The following is a 19,071-nucleotide window of genomic DNA, read 5'->3' on the forward strand; positions in this document are numbered from 1 at the left end:
TTGGGTTAAAAATAAAAGGAGACAACATGACCGCCAGACTACAAGGCAAAATCGCGCTGCTCACCGCCGCGGGCCAGGGCATCGGCCGCGCCACGGCTGAAGCGTTCGTGCGCGAAGGCGCCACCGTGATCGCCACCGATATCAACCAGGCCCAGCTCGACGCCTTGAAGGAAGCGACGGGCTGCGCCATCCGCCGGCTCGACGTGACCGATGGCGCGGCCATCGCCGCGCTGGCCGACGAGATCGGCCCCGTCGATATCCTGTTCAACTGCGCCGGCTTCGTCGACGGCGGCACCATCCTCGACTGCGACGATGCGGCGTGGGACCGTTCCTTCGACATCAACGCGCGCTCCATGTACCGGCTGATGCGCGCCGTGCTGCCCGGCATGCTGGCACGGGGCGCCGGCTCCATCGTCAATATGTCGTCGGTGGCGTCGAGCGTGAAGGGCGCGCCGAACCGTTTTATCTACGGCACCTCGAAGGCGGCCGTGGTGGGCATGACGAAATCGGTGGCGGCGGACTTCGTCACGCGCGGCATCCGCTGCAATGCGATCTGCCCCGGCACCATCGAGTCGCCGTCGCTGAAGGAACGCATTGCGGCGCAGGCGGCAGCGACGGGCGTGAGCATCGATGAAGTGCAGGCGGCGTTTGTCGCCCGCCAGCCGATGGGCAGAGTGGGCAGGGCAGAGGAAATCGCCGCGCTGGCAGTCTACCTGGCTTCCGATGAATCCGCTTTTACCACCGGCATGGTCCATGTCATTGACGGTGGCTGGTCAAACTAATTACAACGACGAGAGACACACATGAAACTGATGCGTTATGGCGCCAAGGGCGCTGAAAAACCTGCACTGATCGATGCCGACGGCGCCGTGCGCGACCTGTCCGGCGTGCTGTCCGATATCACGGGCGCAACCTTGGGCAAGGATGGCCTGGCAACCCTGGCCGCCCTTGATATCGCCAGCCTGCCGGTGGTGGCGAATCCCGGCCGCATCGCGCCGCCGTGGAAGGGCGTGGGCAAGTTTTTGTGCGTGGGCCTGAACTATGCCGATCATGCGGCCGAATCGGGCATGGCCGTGCCGGCTGAACCGGTGCTGTTCATGAAGGCCACCAGCGCCATCATCGGCGCCAACGATGCCGTGGTGATGCCGCAGGACTCGAAGAAAAGCGACTGGGAAGTGGAGCTGGGCGTGGTGATCGGCACCACCGCGCGCTATGTGAGCGAAGCCGATGCGCTGTCGCACGTGGCCGGTTATTGCGTGGTGAACGATTTGTCCGAACGCGAATACCAACTGGAGCGCGGCGGCCAGTGGGACAAGGGCAAGGGCTGCGATACCTTCGGTCCGATCGGTCCCTGGCTGGTCACAAGCGATGAAGTGGCGGACCCGCAAAACCTGGGCCTGTGGCTGGAAGTGAACGGCAAGCGCGTCCAGGACGGCAATACCAGAACCATGGTCTTCGGCGTGGCCAATCTGGTCAGCTACATCAGCCGTTTCATGACCTTGTACCCGGGCGACATCATCAGCACCGGCACGCCGCCGGGCGTGGGCATGGGGCAGAAGCCGTCGGCCGTGTACCTGAAGCCGGGCGACACCATGCGCCTGGGGATCAGCGGCCTCGGTGAACAGAGCCAGACCGTGCATGCCTGGAATCCGCAACTGATCGACGGTTAAACGAGTAGCAGACCGGCGCGCCGCCAAGATGCTCAGACATCGGCGCGCCGGCCTATGGCAGTGGAGTGGAGGAGACACACCATGAATCAATCCGAAGAGATACTGGCGCTGAACAAGGTCAGCAAGCGCTTTCCCGGCGTGCTGGCGTTGGATAACGTCAGTTTCAGTTTGCGCCGCGGCGAAGCGCATGCGCTGTGCGGTGAAAACGGCGCCGGCAAGTCCACCCTGATGAAGGTGATGAGCGGCGTGTACCAGGCCGACGAGGGAGAACTCGTCTACAAGGGCAAGGTGTGCAGTTTTTCCTGCAGCGTGGATGCGGAGGCGGCCGGCATCGCCATCATCCACCAGGAACTGAACCTGATCCCGCACCTGAGCGTGGCCGAGAATATTTTTCTGGCGCGCGAACCGGTGCGCGGCATTTTCATCGACCGCAAGAAGATGCGTGCCGATGCGCAGGCGCTGCTGGACCGGTTGAAGTTGCGCATCGACCCGCGCCAGCTGGTGAAAAACCTGTCCTGTGCGCAGCAGCAGATGGTGGAAATCGCCAAGGCGCTGTCGCTCAATACGGAAGTGCTGATCATGGACGAGCCCACGTCCTCGCTGACGGAAAGCGAGACGGGCCAGCTGTTCGACATCATCAATGAACTCAAGCGCAATGGCGTGAGCGTGGTCTACATCTCGCACCGGCTCGAAGAGATGCAGCACATCATCGACAGGGTGACGGTGCTGCGCGACGGGAAATTCGTCTGCACGGACGATTTTGCCAGCACGAGCCTGGACACCATCGTGGCCAAGATGGTGGGCCGCACCCTCGATGAAAAATTTCCCGACCGCGTCTCGACGCCGACGGATGACGTGCTGCTGCGCGTGACCGATTTGCACCGCAAGGATGTCTTCGGCCCGCTGAGCTTTGATTTGCGGCGCGGCGAGATCCTCGGCTTTTCCGGCCTGATGGGGGCGGGGCGCACGGAAGTGGCGCGCGCCATCTTTGGCGCAGATCCCCTCACCAGCGGCGCGATCCACCTGGGCGACGTGGCGGTGACCATCGACAGTCCCATCGACGCCATCGGCCACGGCATCGCCTACCTGTCGGAAGACCGCAAGAGCCACGGCCTGGCGATCCGCATGTCGGTGGTCGCCAACCTGACCCTGACGAATGTGTCGGGGCTGGCGAACCGTTTCGGCTTCATCGATTTCGCCAGGGAAGAGGCGGTGGCGCAACAGTACATCGCGGCGCTGGGCATCAAGACGCCGACCTCGAAGCAGATCGCGCGCAACCTTTCGGGCGGCAACCAGCAAAAGATCGTCATCAGCAAATGGCTGTACCGCGAATCGAAAATCATCTTCTTCGACGAACCCACGCGCGGCATCGACGTGGGCGCCAAGTTCGCCATCTACCAGCTGCTCGACAAGCTGGCATCGGAAGGCATCGGCGTGGTGCTGATCACGTCCGAGCTGCCCGAGATCATGGGCATGACGGACCGGGTGGCCGTGTTCCATGAAGGGCGTATCAGCGGCATCGTCAACACGCGCGAGTCGTCGCAGGAAGAGATCATGCAGCTCGCATCGGGCCGCCAGGCAGCAATGCATTAACATCAGAAAGCCACAAGAAAATGAACAAAGAACTGATCCAAAAATTCGCCGCGCTGGGCAGCCTGTCGCTGTTGCTGCTCGTGTTTTCCCTGACCAGCAACGCCTTTTTCTCCGTCAGCAACGGCATGAGCGTGGCCTTGCAAGTGACGTCGATCGCCTACCTGGGCATTGCCGCCACCTGCGTCATCATCACGGGCGGCATCGACTTGAGTTCCGGCTCCGTGCTGGCGCTGGCCGGCGTGGCCGCCGCGCTGCTGGTGAAAAGCGGCGTGCCCGTGCCCGTCGCCATGCTGGGCGGCGTCGTGGTGGGCGCCATGTGCGGCGCCGTCAACGGCTTTTGCATCACGCAACTGAAGCTGCCTCCGTTCATCGCCACCCTGGGCATGATGCTGATCGCGCGCGGCCTGGCGCTGCAGGTGACGGGTGCGCGCGCCATTTCCGGCCTGGGCGAGTCGTTCGGCGAACTCGGTAACGGCGTGCTGTGGCGCATCGAGCGGGACACGGGCGGCACCTTTCCCGAAGTCGTGTTTCCCGGCATTCCGTATCCGGTGGTGCTGATGGTGGTGATCGCCGTGGCCGTGTCCATCATGCTCAGCCGCACCACCTTTGGCCGGCATATCTATGCCGTCGGCTCGAATGCGGAGGCGGCGCGCCTGTCGGGCGTGAAGGTGGGCCGCGTGACCCTGCTCGTGTACACCCTGTCCGGCGCCTTGTCGGGCCTGACGGGCTGCGTGCTGATGTCGCGCCTGGTGACGGCGCAGCCGAACGAGGGCGTGATGTACGAACTCGATGCGATCGCCAGCGCCGTGATCGGCGGTGCCTCGCTGATCGGCGGCATCGGCACCATTTCCGGCACCGTCATCGGCTCCTTCGTCATCGGCATCCTGCGCAATGGCTTGAACATGAACGGGGTATCGAGCTTTATCCAGCAAATCATTATCGGACTGGTCATCTTGCTGACCGTCTGGATCGATCAGAAGCGCAACCGCGCTTGAAGCAGCAAGCAGCACGCATGAAGTCAATCTACTAAATCTATAATTACATGAGGACGACAATGAACACCATCAAAGCCATGTCACTCGGTCTGTTGACCGCAGCATTTGCCCTGAGCTCCAGCGCCGCCTTCGCCGCCCCGGGCGAGATCGCCGTGATCGTCAAGACGACCAATTCCAACTACTGGCAAAACGTGAAAAAGGGCGCCACGGCCAGCGCCGCGGACGCCAAGGGCTACAGCCTGACCTTCCAGGGACCGGCTTCGGAATCGGCCATCGCCGACCAGGTCAGCATGGTGGAAAACGCCGTCACGCGCAAAGTGGCCGGCATCGTGCTGGCCGCGTCGGACCCGGACGCGCTGGTACCGGCCCTGAAGAAGGCGTGGGAAGCGAAGATTCCCGTCGTGCTGATCGATTCGCTGGTGGCCGACAGCGGCAAGCGCTATTACCAGTCCTTCCTGTCGACCGACAATGAAGCGGCCGGCGAGCAAAGCGCCAAGGCCCTCATTTCGCAGGTCGGCAAGACGGGCAAGATCGCCGTGATGTCGTACGTGGCGGGCGCCGGTTCCGAAACGGGCCGGGTGGGCGGCTTCAAGCGCTATATCGAAAAGAACTCGCAGCTGCAGATCGTCGGCACGTATTACTCGCAGTCGCAGATGGCCACGGCGCTGAACCAGACGACCGACGTGCTGGCATCAAATCCTGACTTGAAGGGTATCTTCGGCGCCAACGAGCCGACGGCCGTGGGCATGGGCCGCGCCATCGCGCAGGCGGGCAAGGCCGGCAAGGTGATCGCCGTGGGCTTCGATGGCAATGAAGACTTGAAAAACTTCGTCAAGGACGGCACCCTGTACGCGACCGCCGTGCAAGGTTCGTACTCGATGGGCGCACTGGGCGTGAAAACCCTCGTCAGCCTGATCGAAGGCAAGAAGGTCGCGCCGTTCGTCAACACGGGCGTGGTGATCGTCACCAAGGCCAATGTCGATCAGCCGGAAGCGAAGAACGTTTTATATTGAGTTGCATATTGAGTATCAGCTGATCGTCAGGCGCTGCTTCAATTCCTTGAGCAGCGTGCCGGTCTTGGTGGTCAGCTGGCGCGCCAGCGGCCACGCGAGGGACAGCGGCAAGCCTGGCGTGGCGCAGGCCGGCAGTACTTCGACGATGGCGCCGCTGGCCAGGTGCTCCTGCACCAGCCAGGTCGCCTGCTGCGCGATGCCCAGACCCGCCAGCACGGCGGCCGTCTGCGCCTCGGCATCCCCCACCGTCAGGCGCGGATCGATCGCGCGCCGTTCCACCCCGTCCTCGCCGGCAAACAGCCATGGCGCCGCCGTGCCGTCGCCGCGGCCATAGGCGATGCAGTCGTGGCCATCGAGATCCGCGATGGCCACCGGCGTGCCGCGCCGCGCCAGGTAGGCGGGCGCCGCGCAAAAGATCAGGCGCTCTTCGCCCAAGGGCATCTGTCCCAGCCCCGGCGGCCAGCTGCCCGGCGCGCCGATGCGCACGGCGATATCGATGCGCTCTTCGAACAGGTCGGCAAAGCGGTCGCTGAAGCTGATCGACGGCTGCAGCTGCGGATACTTTTCGCACAGTTCAATCAGCGCCGGCATCACGCGCATGCGGCCATACGACGCGGGCACGCCGATGCGCACCTTGCCTGCCAGTTCGCCATCCTGCTCGGCCAGCACGTTTTCCGCATCGACCAGTTCCTGCAGCACGCGCTTGCAGGTGGCGTAGTAGGCCTGCCCCGCGCTGCTCAATTGCAAGCGCCGCGTGCTGCGCTCGAACAGGATCACGCCCAGGCGCGCTTCCAGGCGCGCCACGCTCTTGCTCACGGCCGAACTGCTCAGGTGCAGCCGTGTGGCCGCCTTGGTGAAACTGCCGGCGTCGGCGGTGGCAAGAAAAGGCGCGATGCCTTTCAAGTGTTCTGACATGATTGCAGAGTATTTTTCATGAATAAGATGAAATACTATCGCGGATAAGAATTTCTGTCCGCTATATCATGGTTTCTTACACAGCCATGGGAGTATGCATGAACAAGCACGCATTGATTATCGGCGCCAGCGGCGTTATCGGCAGCAACCTGGCCACGCACTTGCTGGCGCAGGGCTGGCAGGTGACGGGCGTCTCGCGCGGCCGCACGCCAGTCCCCGCCGGCTGCGCATGCCTGCCGCTCGATGCCACGGATGGCGTGGCGGTCAGCGCCGCCCTGGCGGGCATTGATGCCAGCCACGTCTTTTTCACAGCCTGGGCGCGCCAGGCAAACGAGCAGGAAAACATCCGCGTCAATGGCGCCATGGTCGCCAATGTGCTGGCCGCGCTGGGCCCCACTGGCCATTTGCGCCATGCGGCGCTGGTGACTGGCCTCAAGCACTACCTGGGACCGTTCGATGCGTATGGCAAGGGAGCGGTGCCCGTCACGCCGTTCCGCGAAGAGCAGGGGCGCCAGGACGTGGAGAACTTTTACTATGCGCAGGAAGACCGGCTATTCGACGCAGCCGCGCGGTACGGCTTTACGTGGAGCGTGCACCGCCCGCACACCATCATCGGCTACGCGCTGGGCAATGCCATGAACATGGGCCTGACCCTGGCCGTGTATGCGAATCTGTGCAAGGCCGGCGGCCAGCCCTTCGTCTTTCCGGGTTCGCCCGCGCAATGGCACGGCCTGTCCGACATGACGGACGCGGGTCAGATCGCGCGCCACCTGGCGTGGGCGGCGGACAGCCCTTGCGCGCGCAACGAGGACTTCAATATCGTCAATGGCGACGTGTTCCGCTGGAAGTGGCTGTGGCCGCGCCTGGCCGCCTATTTCGGTGTCGAGGCGGCGGACCTGCCCGAGGCGATGGCGCCGCTGGCCGGCCGCATGCAGGACGCGCCCGCGCAGTGGCGCGCCATCGCGCAGCAGCACGGCCTGGTGGAGCTGGATGTCAGCCGCCTCGCTTCCTGGTGGCATACGGATGCCGACCTGGGGCGGCCGATGGAAGTCATGACGGACATGGGCAAGAGCCGCAAGGCGGGCTTTCTCGATTACCAGGATACGCAGGATGCCTTCTTCAATCTGTTCGAGAAATTGAAGGCGGAGCGCGTCATTCCCCGCTGACTTGGTCGCGGCCAAGCAGGTTGTCGGCTTACGCCGTTCCGGCTAAGCCGACCTACCGGGCCATCGTGGCAGTGCGTAGGTCGGCTTAGCGCGCAAGCGCGTAAGCCGACATCCCCACTGCTATTCTGGCTTGCGCCGCTCCTGCGCCCGCAGCCATTCCAGCCCTGGGCGGTCGACGCGAAATTGCAGCAGCCGCCCTTGCACCACTTCCGTCACGTACGCCGTGCGGCCATCGGGGCCGCCGAAGGTGATGTTGCTGGGCTTGGCGCCGGGCACGCTGATCTCGCGCAGGATGCGCCCTTGCGGCGACAATTTCACCACCGTGCCCTTGCCGTAGCGCGTCACGTACAGATTGCCGTCGATATCCACGCGCATGCCGTCCATGCCGAAATCGTCGAACTTGATCAGCAATCGCTTGCCGCTCAGGCTGCCGTCGGCGGCGATGTCGTACATCCAGATATTGCGCTGCACGCTTTCATTCACATACAAGATCTTGCCGTCGGGACTGACCTCGATGCCGTTGGCCGTGCCCATGGTGTCGAGCGCCAGGGTCACCGTGCCGTCTTGCGCGATGCGCCACACGCGGCCCGTGTTTTCCTTCCAGTTCGGATCGCTCGCATACAGCACGTCGTCGGCCGTGATGGCGATGTCGTTCGGCTGCGTCATGCGCGGTTCGCGCGCGTGGATGGTGAGCGCGCGCGTGGCCGGGTCGACCAGGTAGATCGTGTGTTCCATGTAGTCGGCCAGATACATCTGCCCACGGCTGCCGAAGCGGATGCCGTTGGCGATGCTGGTGCCGGGCAGGGTCAGGTACACCTCGCCAGTGCCGCCGGGGCTGACCTTGCCGATGGTTTGCTGGCGCGCAAAGTTGACGGCATAGATATTGCCATCCGCATCCACGGCCGGGCCTTCGATACCCTTGGTGAAGGAATGCGCGGGCGTGAGCGTGGTGGCGAGGAACAGCGTTTCGTGCGCGGGCTGGCTGGCGCAGGCGGACAGGCTGGCCAGCGCGGCGGCCAGCACGGCCGTGCGCAGCGACGGCAGGGCGTATCGGGATTGGTGCATCAGTGTTCTCTGTATGGCAAAGGTGGCGTATGTTACCCGACACGCGCGAGCCGGGGCGCCTGGCTAGGCCGCCACCACGACGAGGTCGGGGAAGTCGTCCTGCCAGCCGTCCCACTCGTCTTGCAGATGCGCGTGCATGCCGGCCCGGTCTTGCGCCTGCTCAAACGTGTCCGCGCTGGCCATCAGGAAGCGGGCGATGGCGCGCAGGGTGGCCGGGTCGGCCTGAATGGTCACGTCGGAACAGCGTTTGGGACGTTCGGCGGCCTCGTCTTGCAGATAGCAGTGCAGCGATAAATGTGTGGTCATGAGGTTCAGTTGTTGATGTAGGCGCCCAGCATGGCGTGTGCGTTCAGTGCGGCGCGGGCCGCGTCCAATTCCCCGGGCTGCAGGTACCAGAAGATCCAGCCGGCATGCTCTTCGCAGCGGCCATGGGCTTGCATCGCACCGCGCAGGGCTTGCCGGCGCTCGGGCGGCAGCGCATCCAGTCGGGCTTGCGTAAAACCATTGATGGGATAGACATCGCGCAGGTGTGCATCCTGCAGCCCGCGCCGCTTGATGGCGGCCCAGTTATTTGCGGGGCAAGGAATGCCAAAGGTCATCGGATGGGCCTCGTCGAGCTGCCGGTAGCCGAGCGCGTAGCCGGTGCCATAGCCCTGTGTTTCAGCGTAGCAGTAGATATACTCGCAATGCTCGAACAGGCCGGGTATGGCCCGCGCAGCGTCGAACAAGGGCGCCAGCGCAAGCTTGCTGGCGCGTATGGCCAGCACGAACAACGAGCCCGATGAATACACGACAAGCGCGTCGCAGTTGGTGGTCTCGTCGGCTTCGTCGGGCGGCACGATGCGCGGTGAAAACAGCTCGATGCTGTCGGTCTCTGGCGCAAACAGCATTTTCTCGTAATTGCGCTGTGAGAACTTGACGACCTTGCCGCGCTTGTTGCCATAGCGCTCGACGGGTTCGCCGATGTGCGCGAACCAGGCAAACAGTTGCGCGCTGGCTGCGGCGGCGATGAAGGGGCTATCTTTCTTGAATTCGCCTACCAGGAAGTGATATTGATCCATGTGTCGTCAGAGTAAATGGGCAACGCGCATGATGCCATGTGCCGGCAGCTGGCGCTAGCGTGCGCACCGCAGGGATGGCGTCGGACGGGCGGGATGGAAAAAGATGCGCGACTGGACGGCGCAATGGCCGGGTTGAGGCGTATGATGGAAATACGGATGTGGTTGCCGCAAGGCTGTGCGACCGGCATGGGCCGCACATCTTGAGGTTTTTTTTCGTGGTTTTGGCAGCAATGACAACGAGGAGACATCATGGACAAACCCGAATTCATCCTGGCCGCCAAGGCCATGGAAACGCTGGAGATGTATCAAACCTTTTACGGCCACTCCAGCGAATACCAGGCGCACCAGCAAGAAGTATTGAAACTGCTGCGCCACAAGGGCGCCTCCCTGCTCGTGTCCGAGCATGGTCCGGCGAAGTTCCTGCTGGCCTTTGCCGATGCGCTGGAGGTGGCCAGCTTGCCGGGGGAATATGTGCCGTTGAGCCGGCGGTAGGGGCCTGTGAGCCTGGCGCCGTTTGACGGTGCCAGGCAACAGGCGACCTGGCAAATCGATCCACCTATGCTTTTTCCATTGCGCAGATTAAAGCCGAAGTGGCGTACATAGGCGTCGTGATCCAGGGTGCACGAGACATTTTCCTTGTCGCGCTGCCGATAGCCTTGCTCCAAACTGCAGCGCTCTTTCGAATCCGGAGCCATGGAGTCAAACATGTCCTTGGCCACTGCCCCCGTGACCATGAAAGAAATCTTGCGCTCATGCGGTGTGGGCGGCTGTTGCTCGCCCAAGGTATTCGAATAGATCAGATAAGAACCCTTGAACGGTTGGTATTCGCCCCAGTCGCTGTTGCCAGCCGCATAAGCCAGTGAAAACACGGTGAGGGCGCCGAACGCCATAGCCCACAGTTTCTTCATGTCAGGTACTCAGTTCCAGGTGAAAGTGATGGTCGTGATTCTTGAATCGGTAAACAGCACCCTGCGCACACTGGCATGGGCGCGAAAAAGTGCGATGAGCTTTGCCGTCGCAGCTTGATCGTATTCTTTGTTGTACCAATATACTGGAATGGGCAGGCCATCTTTGCGCAATGGAGGAATGTCCACCTCCAGTCCGCACTTGGTGGGGAAGTTGGCATTGTTTCGTATTCCTTTCCACCGGGAATTGCGGTATCGCAAACAATAGCGAGCTGGAACCGGATACTCCGACGCCATGGCGGTAACTTTTTTATATCGTGTTTGTGACGATGTGTGAGTATGTTGCCACCTATTTGGTGCACACTTTGCCGCATATCAAACCGGGAGTGTACCCATGACCAGGTCACGCAGCTTGCCGCCACGTTTGCTGGGAGCAGGCTTTCGTGGCTTTTCCCTGCTGCCGCTGGCGATCTCATTTGTCGTGCTGGTGTGCCTGTCGCTGCTGGCGATCCAGCTGTGGATGACCTTGCGCGCACGCGAAGTGCAACTCAATGAAGCGGGGCGCGAAAGCGCCAACCTGGCGCAATCTGTTGCGCAGCATGCTTATGACACCATCAAGGAAGCCGATACGGTGCTGGTCGGCCTGGTGGAGCGGGTGGAAACCGATGGTGTTTCCGATTCTGAACTGGCCCGCATGCACAAATTGCTGGTGAGCCGTGTCGCCGAGCTGCGTCAGTTACACGGCATCTTCATCTATGCCAGGGATGGCAGCTGGCTCGTGAATTCTCAGAAAACGCTGTTGAGCAATCTGAATAATTCCGATCGCGATTATTTCCAATACCATCGAACGCATGCTGATCGGGGGCCTTATGTCGGTCCTCCCGTGCGCAGCAAATCGACGGGACACTGGATAGTCACGGTGTCGCGGCGTATCAATATGCCTGACGGAAGTTTTGGCGGCGTGGCGCTGGCGACCATCGACATGAATTATTTCAGGCTGTTTTATGAACGTTTCTCAATAGGAAAAAAGGGCGCCATTTTCATCGCGAATGGAAAGGGCATTCTTTTATTGAGACGGCCGTTCGATGAAAGTTTGCTGGGACGCGATCTTTCGCAGTTTCCCCTATTCCATGATTATTTGCCCAAAAGTCCCGTTGGCACGGCAGTGATCAAGTCGCGAGTCGATGGCGTGACGCGTATCAATAGCTATCGAAGAGTCGAGGAATATCCGCTGGTCGTCTCTGCCGCATTATCGCAGGATGAAGTACTCGCCGAGTGGCGTCTCGACATGATTTTGCAGAACGCGGTAGGTGGCGTATTGGTATTGCTGATCGCGTTCATCGGATACCGCGTGGTGCGGCAAATCGATTTGCGGGTCAAGAGCGAAGCGAGACTGGTCGAGGCAAGTAATGAACTGGAAATGATCAATGAAACCCTGGCCCGTCTTGCCAACCAGGATGGATTGACGGGGCTGGCGAACCGGCGCCACTTCGATCAGTCGCTGCTTGCCGAGTGCAGCCGTGCGCAGCGTGAGAAAAGCGCTCTGGCACTGGTGTTGATCGATGTCGACTTCTTCAAGCAATACAACGATATCTATGGCCATGTGGCCGGCGACGAGTGCCTGAGAAAAATCGGCAAAGTGGTCGGCTACAGCATGCGCAGGCCGGGCGACCTTGCGGCGCGCTACGGTGGCGAGGAATTGGTCATTTTATTGCCTGGGACGGATTTGCCTGGCGCTTTGGCGGTGGCGGAAGGCGTCCGGCAAGCAGTGCAATCGCTGGGAGTCGAGCATAGTGGCAATCCCCTTGGCGTGGTGACGGCCAGCGTCGGCGTGGCGGCTTTCATGCCGACGCACCTGGAAAACCAGGCGGTCGAGTTGGTTGAGCTCGCTGACAAGGCACTCTACAGGGCCAAGGCATCGGGAAGAAATCAGGTCTGTTACGAATCGTCTTGCGAGCCTGCCGAGCAGGCCGTGACTGCTTTTGCATTTCGATAGCCATTTTTGAAGGTGGAGGAGCGGGCCGTACTTGTCGCTACTGCTCGCCTGCGCACTGAGGCAGGCCTTCGTTTTATCCGCGCCAGGTAGAGCCCGGTTTAGCAGATTGCTCCATACGTGCCTTTTCCCGTGCGCAGGTCGAGTCCGAAATAGCATTCGTATGCTGCCCCTTTTGTATGAACGCAGGTAATATCTCCTCTGCGCCGCTCCCGGTAACCCGCTGAGGAGCTGCAGGCCTGCTCCTGTTGCACATCGGGGCCGAGCTGGGCAAACAGTTCCCGTGCCAATTCCCCTTTGACCATGATTGCCACTTTCCGGTCGTTTCGCGTGGGCGGCAGCATGTCGGACAGCGTTCCGCCATAGATCTGATAGTCACCACGCAATGGCCTTGGCTCGCCACTCCACTCCCGCTGCTTGTCGGCCGCATGTGCCGTTGAGAATAGAGCGAGCGCCATGGCGCAGCATGCAAGCCGAGTATTCATCCATGCTCCCTGATTTCAATATGAAGATGGTCGTCGTGCCCTTGCAGAGAGCGGACGCGCCCACCGGCAATTGTTTTTTGCACCTCGCCATCGTTAAAGAAGACCTTGGTGACCATGGGATGCTGCAAAAACAGTCGTATCAATTGGATGGTGGCGTTTCGGTCATACACGTCATCAAAGCGTGACACGCGTGCGGACTGGCCTTCCAGCCTGTCCTTCCGCATGGGGCGTATATCCATTTCAAGGCCTTTCCGGTGGCTCACATGCTTGTCGTACCCTACCCTTCCGCGATACTGATATTCCCGATGCCAAATTTCCGATCATCAATTGCCTGCCATTCACGTTCGATGTAAAAGATCAGGGATAGCAAGCTGGGGTGCGCATATTGGGCCATATGGCCGGAATGTGGCATCCGGTGCAGATTGCCATAGACGTAATACCCGGCACCTTCCGGAGCCTGGGGCAGGATAAAAAAACCGCGCTTATCCCTGGGCTGAACTTCAAGCATGGTCAACTCCGCTAGGCGCAACGGTGGGGGAGTTGGCATTGTTTCGTATTCCTTTCCACCGGGAATTGCGGTATCGCAAACAATGGCGAGCTGGAGCGGGGTTTGCCCGTTGCTCTCGGTGGCGCGTGGACCAGCCTTGTCCATGTACAATCGGCAACATACGGATCGACGTATCCGCCCCTTCACTGCGGAGTACGCTTGAGCGTGACACAAATATTGCAAACCTGGCTGCAGGCCTGGCGGGAAGCCTTCACGTGCGTCGGCCTGGGACTGCGCGATGCGCGTCATGCGGGGCTGTGGTGGCGCTCCGCGCTGTGGTGCATGGCGGTCGTGGCGCTGTGGCTGGGACTGTATAGCTGCTTCGGCCGTTTTTTTGTCGAGCTGAGCGCCATGCTGGCGTTGGTGTCCGTTACCGGTTTGCTGGGGCTGGGCGTGATGGATGGCGTCGGGACACTGGCCAACGGGCCTGCCACGCTTTCGCAGATGGGCAATATCGCCGGCGGCCTGGGCAGTGCCGCCAAAGCTCTGTTGTCGATCGGCCAGATCGCCCTGGCGTTGCTGGCGCTGGCTGGCTTTTTCTATGTGCTGGTTTTTATCGTCGGCGCCATCGGCACGGCGCGCTTGCCGTTGCGCTGGCTGTTGCTGGAGCGCGCCAAGGCTGTGGCGGCGCGCCGCTATGCCGCCTGGCAGCCGCCGGCCGGCCTGGATACATCCTCCGCCCGCCCTGTGTGGCGGCGGCGCCTGTTGCTGCTGTTTTCCCTGCTGATTCCGGTGTGGGCCATGTGCGTGCTGATTTCGTACTTGCTGGCCTGGAATGTCCAGATGGTCTACGGCGCGGCGGCTGAAAAGGTGCTTGGCGCGGAACAGCAAGCGGCGTTGCGCCGCGAACAGCGTCCGGCGATTTTTGCCCTGGGATTGCTGTTGTGTTTGCTGATGCTCGTACCAGTCCTCAATTTACTGGTGCCAGCCTTGCTATGCAGCAGTGTTTGCCATTTGCAGCGCCGCGGCTGGGGCGCAACGGGGTCACCAATCAAGGTGGAGTGAACAAGGAGTGAACAATGAGTGAACACGTAAGACGCGGCACCCTGGAGCGCGCGATTGAAATTGCCGCCGCCACCCATGCGGGCCAGACGGACAAGGGCGGCGCGCCGTACATACTCCACCCCTTGCGCGTCATGCTGCGCGTCGCCCCCGGTGCTCAGCAGATCGTTGCCGTGCTGCATGACGTGGTGGAAGACAGCGATGGAAAAATCACCTTCGACGACCTGGCGCGCGAAGGATTTTCCCAGGAAGTCATCGACGGCGTGCGCGCCGTGACCAAGATCGACGGCGAGTCCTACGAAGCGTTCGTCGCCCGCGCGGCCTTGGACCCGGTCGGCAAGGCCGTCAAGCTGGCGGATCTGGCCGAGAATAGCGATTTGTCGAGGATCGATAGGCCGACGCAGAAGGATCTGGAGCGGGTGGAGAAGTATCGGCGGGCGATGGAATATTTAAGGGGTGAGGTTTTTTAACTTCGAAATGGCGCAACGCCATCGCTTCAACTGGCAACAAGTCCACCAACGTACGGACCTTTGATCCTTCGCAATGCTCAGAAAATGCATAGCGGTAAGAATTGTCGAGCGCAGATTTCTTTGCGAGCGCTACGGCACGACGACCATTTCCATGTCACGATCAAGTAGCAAGGCAGATGATATGAAACGCCTTCTCGTTGTTTTTCTTCTTCTTGTTTTGGCTACGGCCATGGCTCAATCCGCTCCCCAATGGCTATTTTCTTACCAGTCATTCAAAGGCCGCTATGCGGTTTATGGCGGCAGCCTGAGCGATCCGCAGCCGCCGACCAGGAAAGACAAGCGCATCGCGTTCTGGATCGACGGCAAGGCGGCGAAACAGCTATTTGATGCGATGGGGCCCGACTTGCGCAACGCGTGCGGCGTGGATGGCGAATATCGATTGCGCCAGCGGGCGGAAGTGAGCTGCTCCTACCATCCCCGTGATGGCCATTATTGCGACTTTGGCTTTGATCTGCTGACGGGGCGCAGCATCGGCGGCTCCATATGCTGAGGCGCGCCAGCCTGCTAGGCGTCACGCTACTGTGCCTGCTGTTGGCGCACCAGGCTCGGGCCGTATGGGCGTTTGCAGAGAGGAATTTTTCAGCTTCGTACGCGATCTATGGCGGATATCTTGACGAAGCCGTCGCCCCGGTTGCGGGCGATACCAAAGTCGCGTTTCGTCTGACGGGAGCCGCTGCCAGAGACATGTTCGACGCCATGGGACCGGATTTTCCCAATGGCTGTCCCGATGCACAAATACGCGTTCGCCATCGTGACATGCTGCTGTGCCGATATCGGCCAAAGGATGGCCATCACTGCGATTTTGGCTTTGATTTGTCGACGGGCTTGAGTATCGGAGGAGCGGTTGGTGGGGCGGTGTGTGGCGAGTAGTGGGGGCGGTGGACCTTCAAGGGTCACCGGGTACGACCAAGAGCCTTACGGATGGCCTGCTCGACGGGGCGGTCTATCAGCGCCAGGACGATCACCACGGCAGCGGTAACAATCAGTCCCTCCAGTAAAGCAGGATCCGGAAAAAGTCGCTGATTGGCGATGGCGGCAGGTACCGTTGCACGCTTCCAGAGAAGCAGCGCCAGGGCGGCGCCAGCGGCGAGCAGCATGGCTGGCCGACGATGGTGCAAGCGGGCGATTTGCCCCGTCAGCAGCAATGCGATACCCCACGCAAAAGGATAGGCGCCGTGGTCGAACAGGATCATGCGCTCGTCATAGTAGACGCCGGTGTACCACGCAAAACGGGAGAAGCCGAAAAGACCATAGACGACGAGGGCCACAGCCAGCACGAGGAAACTGGAGGAAAGCAGGCGCGCAATTTTCATGGTTGGGATTTCTTTGCCAATGCGTCGAGATCGCGTTTGCTCAGGTGGCCCTTCTGCTTGCTTGGTTTGATCATCGTGCCTTTGCTGGATATGGCTCGCTGGCCGTGCTTGTAGTCCTGCATTTTTCGCCGCCGTGGCTTGTCTGGTCATCCTTGTAGATGGTTTCAGCGGGCATGAAAGTGCAAGTTTTTACATTTATAGGTGTAGCATATTAACAATTCTATTGGCGTCAACCTGGTGCTCGGCTATGGCCGGTTTTAAGTCCTGCGGAGCGAGGGGAGTTCCGCCTATGGCCACAACAAGAGTCTTCCCTGGCTGCGTCAATACGGATTGACTGGCTGCTTTCGGGGACGGAAGCGGACGGAGCAGATTAGCGCTCTGAATCGCCTCCAGTAGCTTAAGACCGCGATTTTCAGCGCGGGAATTTATACCGTACCAGCAGCGTTGGCCCTTTGCCGCCGGATGGCGTCAGCAGTATCTCGTCACCGGGCTGCATCTCCTCATACATCACCGTGCAACAGGTCGGCATCGAGTGGCCGCGCGCGGGATAAATGCCAACGTCGGTGTGCAGGGTTGCCGCGCGTACGTCCACGCTGGTCTTGCCGGCCTTTCCTTCTTCTTGCAGCAGCTTGCGCAGTGCGGTGACGAAGTCCCCTTTGCTGAGTCTGACAGGTGCCTGGGTGGCTTGCGGGCGAGCGGTTGCGTCGTTTTTCATGGCAGTTTCTTTCATTGAGTACATGGCCGCCACTATATCATTGGCTCCTGATGTTGCATGGCAGTCAGGAGGTCGATTTCATCGTTAGAGACCGAACACAATTTCCGCTTGTGATCCGGTCGCCTGGTCTGCATCCGCAAGGAGTAAGAGGCAGGTTGAGCTAGTCCGGTTTTCGTACAGGGCCTGAGCGGCTGATGTTGTTGCTAGGAAAAACCGCCTGCGGCGCAAAATGTAGTCAGAGGAATCCCTGCTGGATACTTGGAAAACTTGGAGTCACCAAAAATGAAAAATCGAACTAGGAAGAGGTTATTTGATTGGCGTTGCAAATTGCCAAGCAATTTGTGAATGATAATCAGTTGGATGAGCTGTCAAGGCAGGTTTTGAAAGCCCTCGTGGCCGATGACGGCGCTGCTGCCAAGTCTCACCTGGCCGCTGGTCGCCCGATCTACTACTACGAAGATCCTGACCATCTGCTAATTCGTAAGTGGCAGATGGACGCCGCGAGTTTGTTCACATCGGTCCTGGAAGGCTTGTTACTGTCATAGCGCCATATGTAAAACGGAAATGACTACGTCATACTCAAGAACGGCATGCGTCCTGAAATAGCCCCTTGGTGCCGCCTCCTTCCCTGTTGCTGATTGACCGGCGAGGCCTCACCGCCGCCAGACACACTGGCCAGCGTCGAACGGTTCTGCGTGGCGACCAGCGGTGTGCTCGCCGCAGTGATGGGTCATCTCGCGTAGATAGTTCTGGTCCGCCTATGACAATCTGGCGCGAAGGTCGATGTCGTTCAAAGGTCTGCGTATCGAGGCAGCAAGTCCTGATCGACCAATCGGATTTCAATGGCATTGGCTATCTTGACATGCTCCGGATTCTCGTCAGAGAAAGGCGCGTCGATGACACTGACGATGATCGTGCCAATCTGCTGGTTGTCGGTCCCCAGCACCGGCACCAGTGCGCGAGCCTCGGGTACTTGCTGAACGTTGAGTACCCTTGGCAGATACAGCATCCAGCCGATTCCTGGACGGTCTTTGAAAACCTTTTTGTCAAAGTAGCCGGCCGATTCAACCGTCACGACGGTGGGATGCCAGATTGCTACGGACTTATGAACGAGCTCTGTGACGAGTTGCCAATCTTGCGCGAACGCGCCTGGCTTGGCACGCAGCACCATCATGCTTGTTTCCGGCATAAGGCGTCCAACGTATTGAACCGACGCGCCTTCGCTGCCGTCGCGACCATTCCACATGCTGACGATGCGCGGATCCACATCGTGTTTCAACGACTCGGTCAACACCGCAATGGCGGCTGTGGTGGGGCCATCGTGGTCAAAGACTTCGTAAAGAAGTGCTTCCGCTTTTTTGTTTCCTTTAAGAAACCAGCCATTTAATATCGGTGAACATGCTAGCAGATCAGGAACAAGTCCTTGCAGCTCACCCAGCATCGTTTTGACGTCAAGCCGGCCGGCGTGACGGAATATTGCGGTAAATTCGTAGGGACGTTTCATGGATTGAATACCGTTTCGATTGGAAGGCGCATTACCACGAGCGCTTTTGAGAAAAACCGATAACTCTTAGATTGCATGAAGTACCAGCGGAGTTGAACTGGTGGCATCGGCTTTGCGACGCCAGATTGTCTGGATGCCTCAGCCAACAGCGCCCCATCACCGTTCCACCACTCTTGCGGATCGCCGGCATCGTCAAAAAATTGATCATACTTCGCTTTGGCTTCCTTGAGGAGACACTGACTGGAATCAAAACCGTCAAATGTCACGCCATTGAACATCCATTCGGTAATAAGGCGGAGCGAGCACGGAGCGAGGGTCAGGTCCGGTTTTCGTGCACGGCCTGAGCGGCTGATGTTGTTGCTAGGAAAACCGCCTGCGGCGCAAAAGCTAGTCAGACGAATCGGAAAGGGTTGCGCTTGCAAGCGCAACCCGGTTTTGCGGCGCCGAGCTGCGCTCGCCGAAGTCCCGCAAAACCCCCGTGTCCGTACCGGACGCGGATGCGACGCCCGCGTTCTGCATGCATGGAATAAATAAAAAGGGCCTCCCCGCCAAAACGGGGAAGCCCTTTTTATTTATTCGGTGGTGGAGACGGCGGGAAT

Annotated in this window: 25 protein-coding genes; 13 read left to right on the top strand and 12 right to left on the bottom strand. The window is 60.3% G+C overall.

Annotated features, from left to right (window positions below):
- Positions 1–26: 26 nt before the first annotated feature.
- From FG13_RS25435 to FG13_RS25455, 5 genes are all read left to right on the top strand, one after another.
- Positions 27–782 carry an SDR family oxidoreductase gene (locus tag FG13_RS25435; RefSeq protein WP_035825543.1) on the top strand — a complete coding sequence of 252 codons (756 nt, stop codon included), beginning with the start codon at positions 27–29 and terminating at the stop codon, positions 780–782.
- A gap of 21 nt (positions 783–803) precedes the next feature.
- The gene (locus tag FG13_RS25440; RefSeq protein ID WP_035825545.1) at positions 804–1,670 is read left to right on the top strand and encodes a fumarylacetoacetate hydrolase family protein; all 867 of its coding nucleotides are present in this window, start codon (positions 804–806) and stop codon (positions 1,668–1,670) included.
- Positions 1,671–1,751: 81 nt separating this feature from the next.
- Complete coding sequence (locus tag FG13_RS25445) at positions 1,752–3,263, top strand: sugar ABC transporter ATP-binding protein (protein ID WP_235211805.1); 1,512 nt, start codon at positions 1,752–1,754, stop codon at positions 3,261–3,263.
- Between the two features lie 20 nt (positions 3,264–3,283).
- On the top strand, positions 3,284–4,258 hold the full coding sequence (locus FG13_RS25450; RefSeq protein WP_034759656.1) for an ABC transporter permease: 975 nt from the start codon (positions 3,284–3,286) through the stop codon (positions 4,256–4,258).
- Positions 4,259–4,317: 59 nt separating this feature from the next.
- A complete protein-coding gene (locus FG13_RS25455; protein WP_035825547.1) occupies positions 4,318–5,271 on the top strand; it encodes an ABC transporter substrate-binding protein in 954 nt (317 codons plus the stop codon).
- 15 nt (positions 5,272–5,286) lie between these two features.
- On the opposite strand, the gene FG13_RS25460 is transcribed toward FG13_RS25455, so the two are convergent.
- Positions 5,287–6,186, bottom strand: a complete 900-nt coding sequence (locus FG13_RS25460) for a LysR substrate-binding domain-containing protein (protein WP_035825548.1) — start codon at positions 6,184–6,186, stop codon at positions 5,287–5,289.
- A gap of 98 nt (positions 6,187–6,284) precedes the next feature.
- Between FG13_RS25460 and FG13_RS25465 the strand changes: the two genes are divergently transcribed.
- Entirely contained in the window at positions 6,285–7,352 is a 1,068-nt protein-coding gene (locus FG13_RS25465; RefSeq protein ID WP_035825550.1) for an SDR family oxidoreductase, read from the top strand.
- Positions 7,353–7,472: 120 nt separating this feature from the next.
- Here FG13_RS25465 and FG13_RS25470 read toward each other — a convergent pair whose 3' ends face one another.
- From FG13_RS25470 to FG13_RS25480, 3 genes are all read right to left on the bottom strand, one after another.
- Positions 7,473–8,417, bottom strand: coding sequence for an SMP-30/gluconolactonase/LRE family protein (locus tag FG13_RS25470; RefSeq protein WP_200880313.1), 945 nt, complete (start codon positions 8,415–8,417; stop codon positions 7,473–7,475).
- Between the two features lie 63 nt (positions 8,418–8,480).
- Positions 8,481–8,723, bottom strand: a complete 243-nt coding sequence (locus FG13_RS25475) for an Imm32 family immunity protein (RefSeq protein WP_035825552.1) — start codon at positions 8,721–8,723, stop codon at positions 8,481–8,483.
- A 5-nt stretch (positions 8,724–8,728) separates the two neighbouring features.
- Positions 8,729–9,478: a hypothetical protein gene (locus FG13_RS25480; protein WP_035825556.1), complete on the bottom strand. Its 750-nt coding sequence runs from the start codon at positions 9,476–9,478 to the stop codon at positions 8,729–8,731.
- Positions 9,479–9,727: 249 nt separating this feature from the next.
- Here FG13_RS25480 and FG13_RS30545 point away from each other — a divergent pair, with 249 nt between their 5' ends.
- A complete protein-coding gene (locus tag FG13_RS30545) occupies positions 9,728–9,970 on the top strand; it encodes a hypothetical protein (RefSeq protein ID WP_035825558.1) in 243 nt (80 codons plus the stop codon).
- Between the two features lie 425 nt (positions 9,971–10,395).
- Here the strand turns inward: FG13_RS30545 and FG13_RS30550 are convergent, their stop codons facing one another.
- On the bottom strand, positions 10,396–10,572 hold the full coding sequence (locus tag FG13_RS30550) for a hypothetical protein (protein ID WP_161784211.1): 177 nt from the start codon (positions 10,570–10,572) through the stop codon (positions 10,396–10,398).
- A gap of 205 nt (positions 10,573–10,777) precedes the next feature.
- On the opposite strand from FG13_RS30550, the gene FG13_RS25490 reads away from it, so the two are divergent.
- The gene (locus tag FG13_RS25490; protein WP_051959453.1) at positions 10,778–12,379 is read left to right on the top strand and encodes a sensor domain-containing diguanylate cyclase; all 1,602 of its coding nucleotides are present in this window, start codon (positions 10,778–10,780) and stop codon (positions 12,377–12,379) included.
- Positions 12,380–12,477: 98 nt separating this feature from the next.
- On the opposite strand, the gene FG13_RS25495 is transcribed toward FG13_RS25490, so the two are convergent.
- Genes FG13_RS25495 through FG13_RS25505 form a run of 3 tightly spaced genes read right to left on the bottom strand, consistent with a single transcriptional unit; the run spans position 12,478 to position 13,513 of the window.
- Positions 12,478–12,861: a hypothetical protein gene (locus FG13_RS25495; RefSeq protein ID WP_161784212.1), complete on the bottom strand. Its 384-nt coding sequence runs from the start codon at positions 12,859–12,861 to the stop codon at positions 12,478–12,480.
- The gene (locus tag FG13_RS30245; protein ID WP_152598857.1) at positions 12,858–13,100 is read right to left on the bottom strand and encodes a hypothetical protein; all 243 of its coding nucleotides are present in this window, start codon (positions 13,098–13,100) and stop codon (positions 12,858–12,860) included. Before FG13_RS30245 ends, FG13_RS25495 begins: the two co-directional genes overlap by 4 nt.
- Positions 13,101–13,138: 38 nt before the next feature.
- Positions 13,139–13,513, bottom strand: coding sequence for a hypothetical protein (locus FG13_RS25505; protein WP_035825564.1), 375 nt, complete (start codon positions 13,511–13,513; stop codon positions 13,139–13,141).
- A 54-nt stretch (positions 13,514–13,567) separates the two neighbouring features.
- On the opposite strand from FG13_RS25505, the gene FG13_RS25510 reads away from it, so the two are divergent.
- The 4 genes from FG13_RS25510 (at position 13,568) to FG13_RS29185 (ending at position 15,810) form a co-directional block, all read left to right on the top strand.
- A complete protein-coding gene (locus FG13_RS25510; RefSeq protein WP_152598858.1) occupies positions 13,568–14,413 on the top strand; it encodes a hypothetical protein in 846 nt (281 codons plus the stop codon).
- Positions 14,414–14,427: 14 nt separating this feature from the next.
- Positions 14,428–14,880, top strand: a complete 453-nt coding sequence (locus FG13_RS31205; RefSeq protein ID WP_035825570.1) for an HD domain-containing protein — start codon at positions 14,428–14,430, stop codon at positions 14,878–14,880.
- 181 nt (positions 14,881–15,061) lie between these two features.
- Positions 15,062–15,430: a hypothetical protein gene (locus FG13_RS25520; protein ID WP_152598859.1), complete on the top strand. Its 369-nt coding sequence runs from the start codon at positions 15,062–15,064 to the stop codon at positions 15,428–15,430.
- Positions 15,424–15,810, top strand: a complete 387-nt coding sequence (locus FG13_RS29185) for a hypothetical protein (RefSeq protein ID WP_051959455.1) — start codon at positions 15,424–15,426, stop codon at positions 15,808–15,810. Before FG13_RS25520 ends, FG13_RS29185 begins: the two co-directional genes overlap by 7 nt.
- Before the next feature lie 23 nt (positions 15,811–15,833).
- Here the strand turns inward: FG13_RS29185 and FG13_RS25535 are convergent, their stop codons facing one another.
- Together FG13_RS25535 and FG13_RS25540 are read right to left on the bottom strand one after the other, a co-directional pair.
- A complete protein-coding gene (locus FG13_RS25535) occupies positions 15,834–16,253 on the bottom strand; it encodes a hypothetical protein (RefSeq protein ID WP_035825576.1) in 420 nt (139 codons plus the stop codon).
- A 412-nt stretch (positions 16,254–16,665) separates the two neighbouring features.
- Complete coding sequence (locus FG13_RS25540; protein ID WP_035828739.1) at positions 16,666–16,968, bottom strand: hypothetical protein; 303 nt, start codon at positions 16,966–16,968, stop codon at positions 16,666–16,668.
- A 314-nt stretch (positions 16,969–17,282) separates the two neighbouring features.
- Here FG13_RS25540 and FG13_RS25545 point away from each other — a divergent pair, with 314 nt between their 5' ends.
- A complete protein-coding gene (locus FG13_RS25545) occupies positions 17,283–17,513 on the top strand; it encodes a hypothetical protein (RefSeq protein WP_035825578.1) in 231 nt (76 codons plus the stop codon).
- A 245-nt stretch (positions 17,514–17,758) separates the two neighbouring features.
- On the opposite strand, the gene FG13_RS25550 is transcribed toward FG13_RS25545, so the two are convergent.
- Both FG13_RS25550 and FG13_RS29705 read right to left on the bottom strand, forming a co-directional pair.
- Positions 17,759–18,472, bottom strand: coding sequence for an immunity 52 family protein (locus tag FG13_RS25550; protein WP_051959456.1), 714 nt, complete (start codon positions 18,470–18,472; stop codon positions 17,759–17,761).
- Entirely contained in the window at positions 18,469–18,894 is a 426-nt protein-coding gene (locus tag FG13_RS29705) for a Tox-REase-5 domain-containing protein (protein ID WP_235211806.1), read from the bottom strand. The genes FG13_RS25550 and FG13_RS29705 overlap by 4 nt, the downstream gene beginning before the upstream one ends.
- Positions 18,895–19,071: the final 177 nt, after the last annotated feature.

Origin of the sequence: Janthinobacterium sp. RA13 (genome assembly GCF_000745325.1) — a bacterium.
In the GTDB taxonomy this organism is placed as follows: domain Bacteria; phylum Pseudomonadota; class Gammaproteobacteria; order Burkholderiales; family Burkholderiaceae_D; genus Janthinobacterium; species Janthinobacterium rivuli.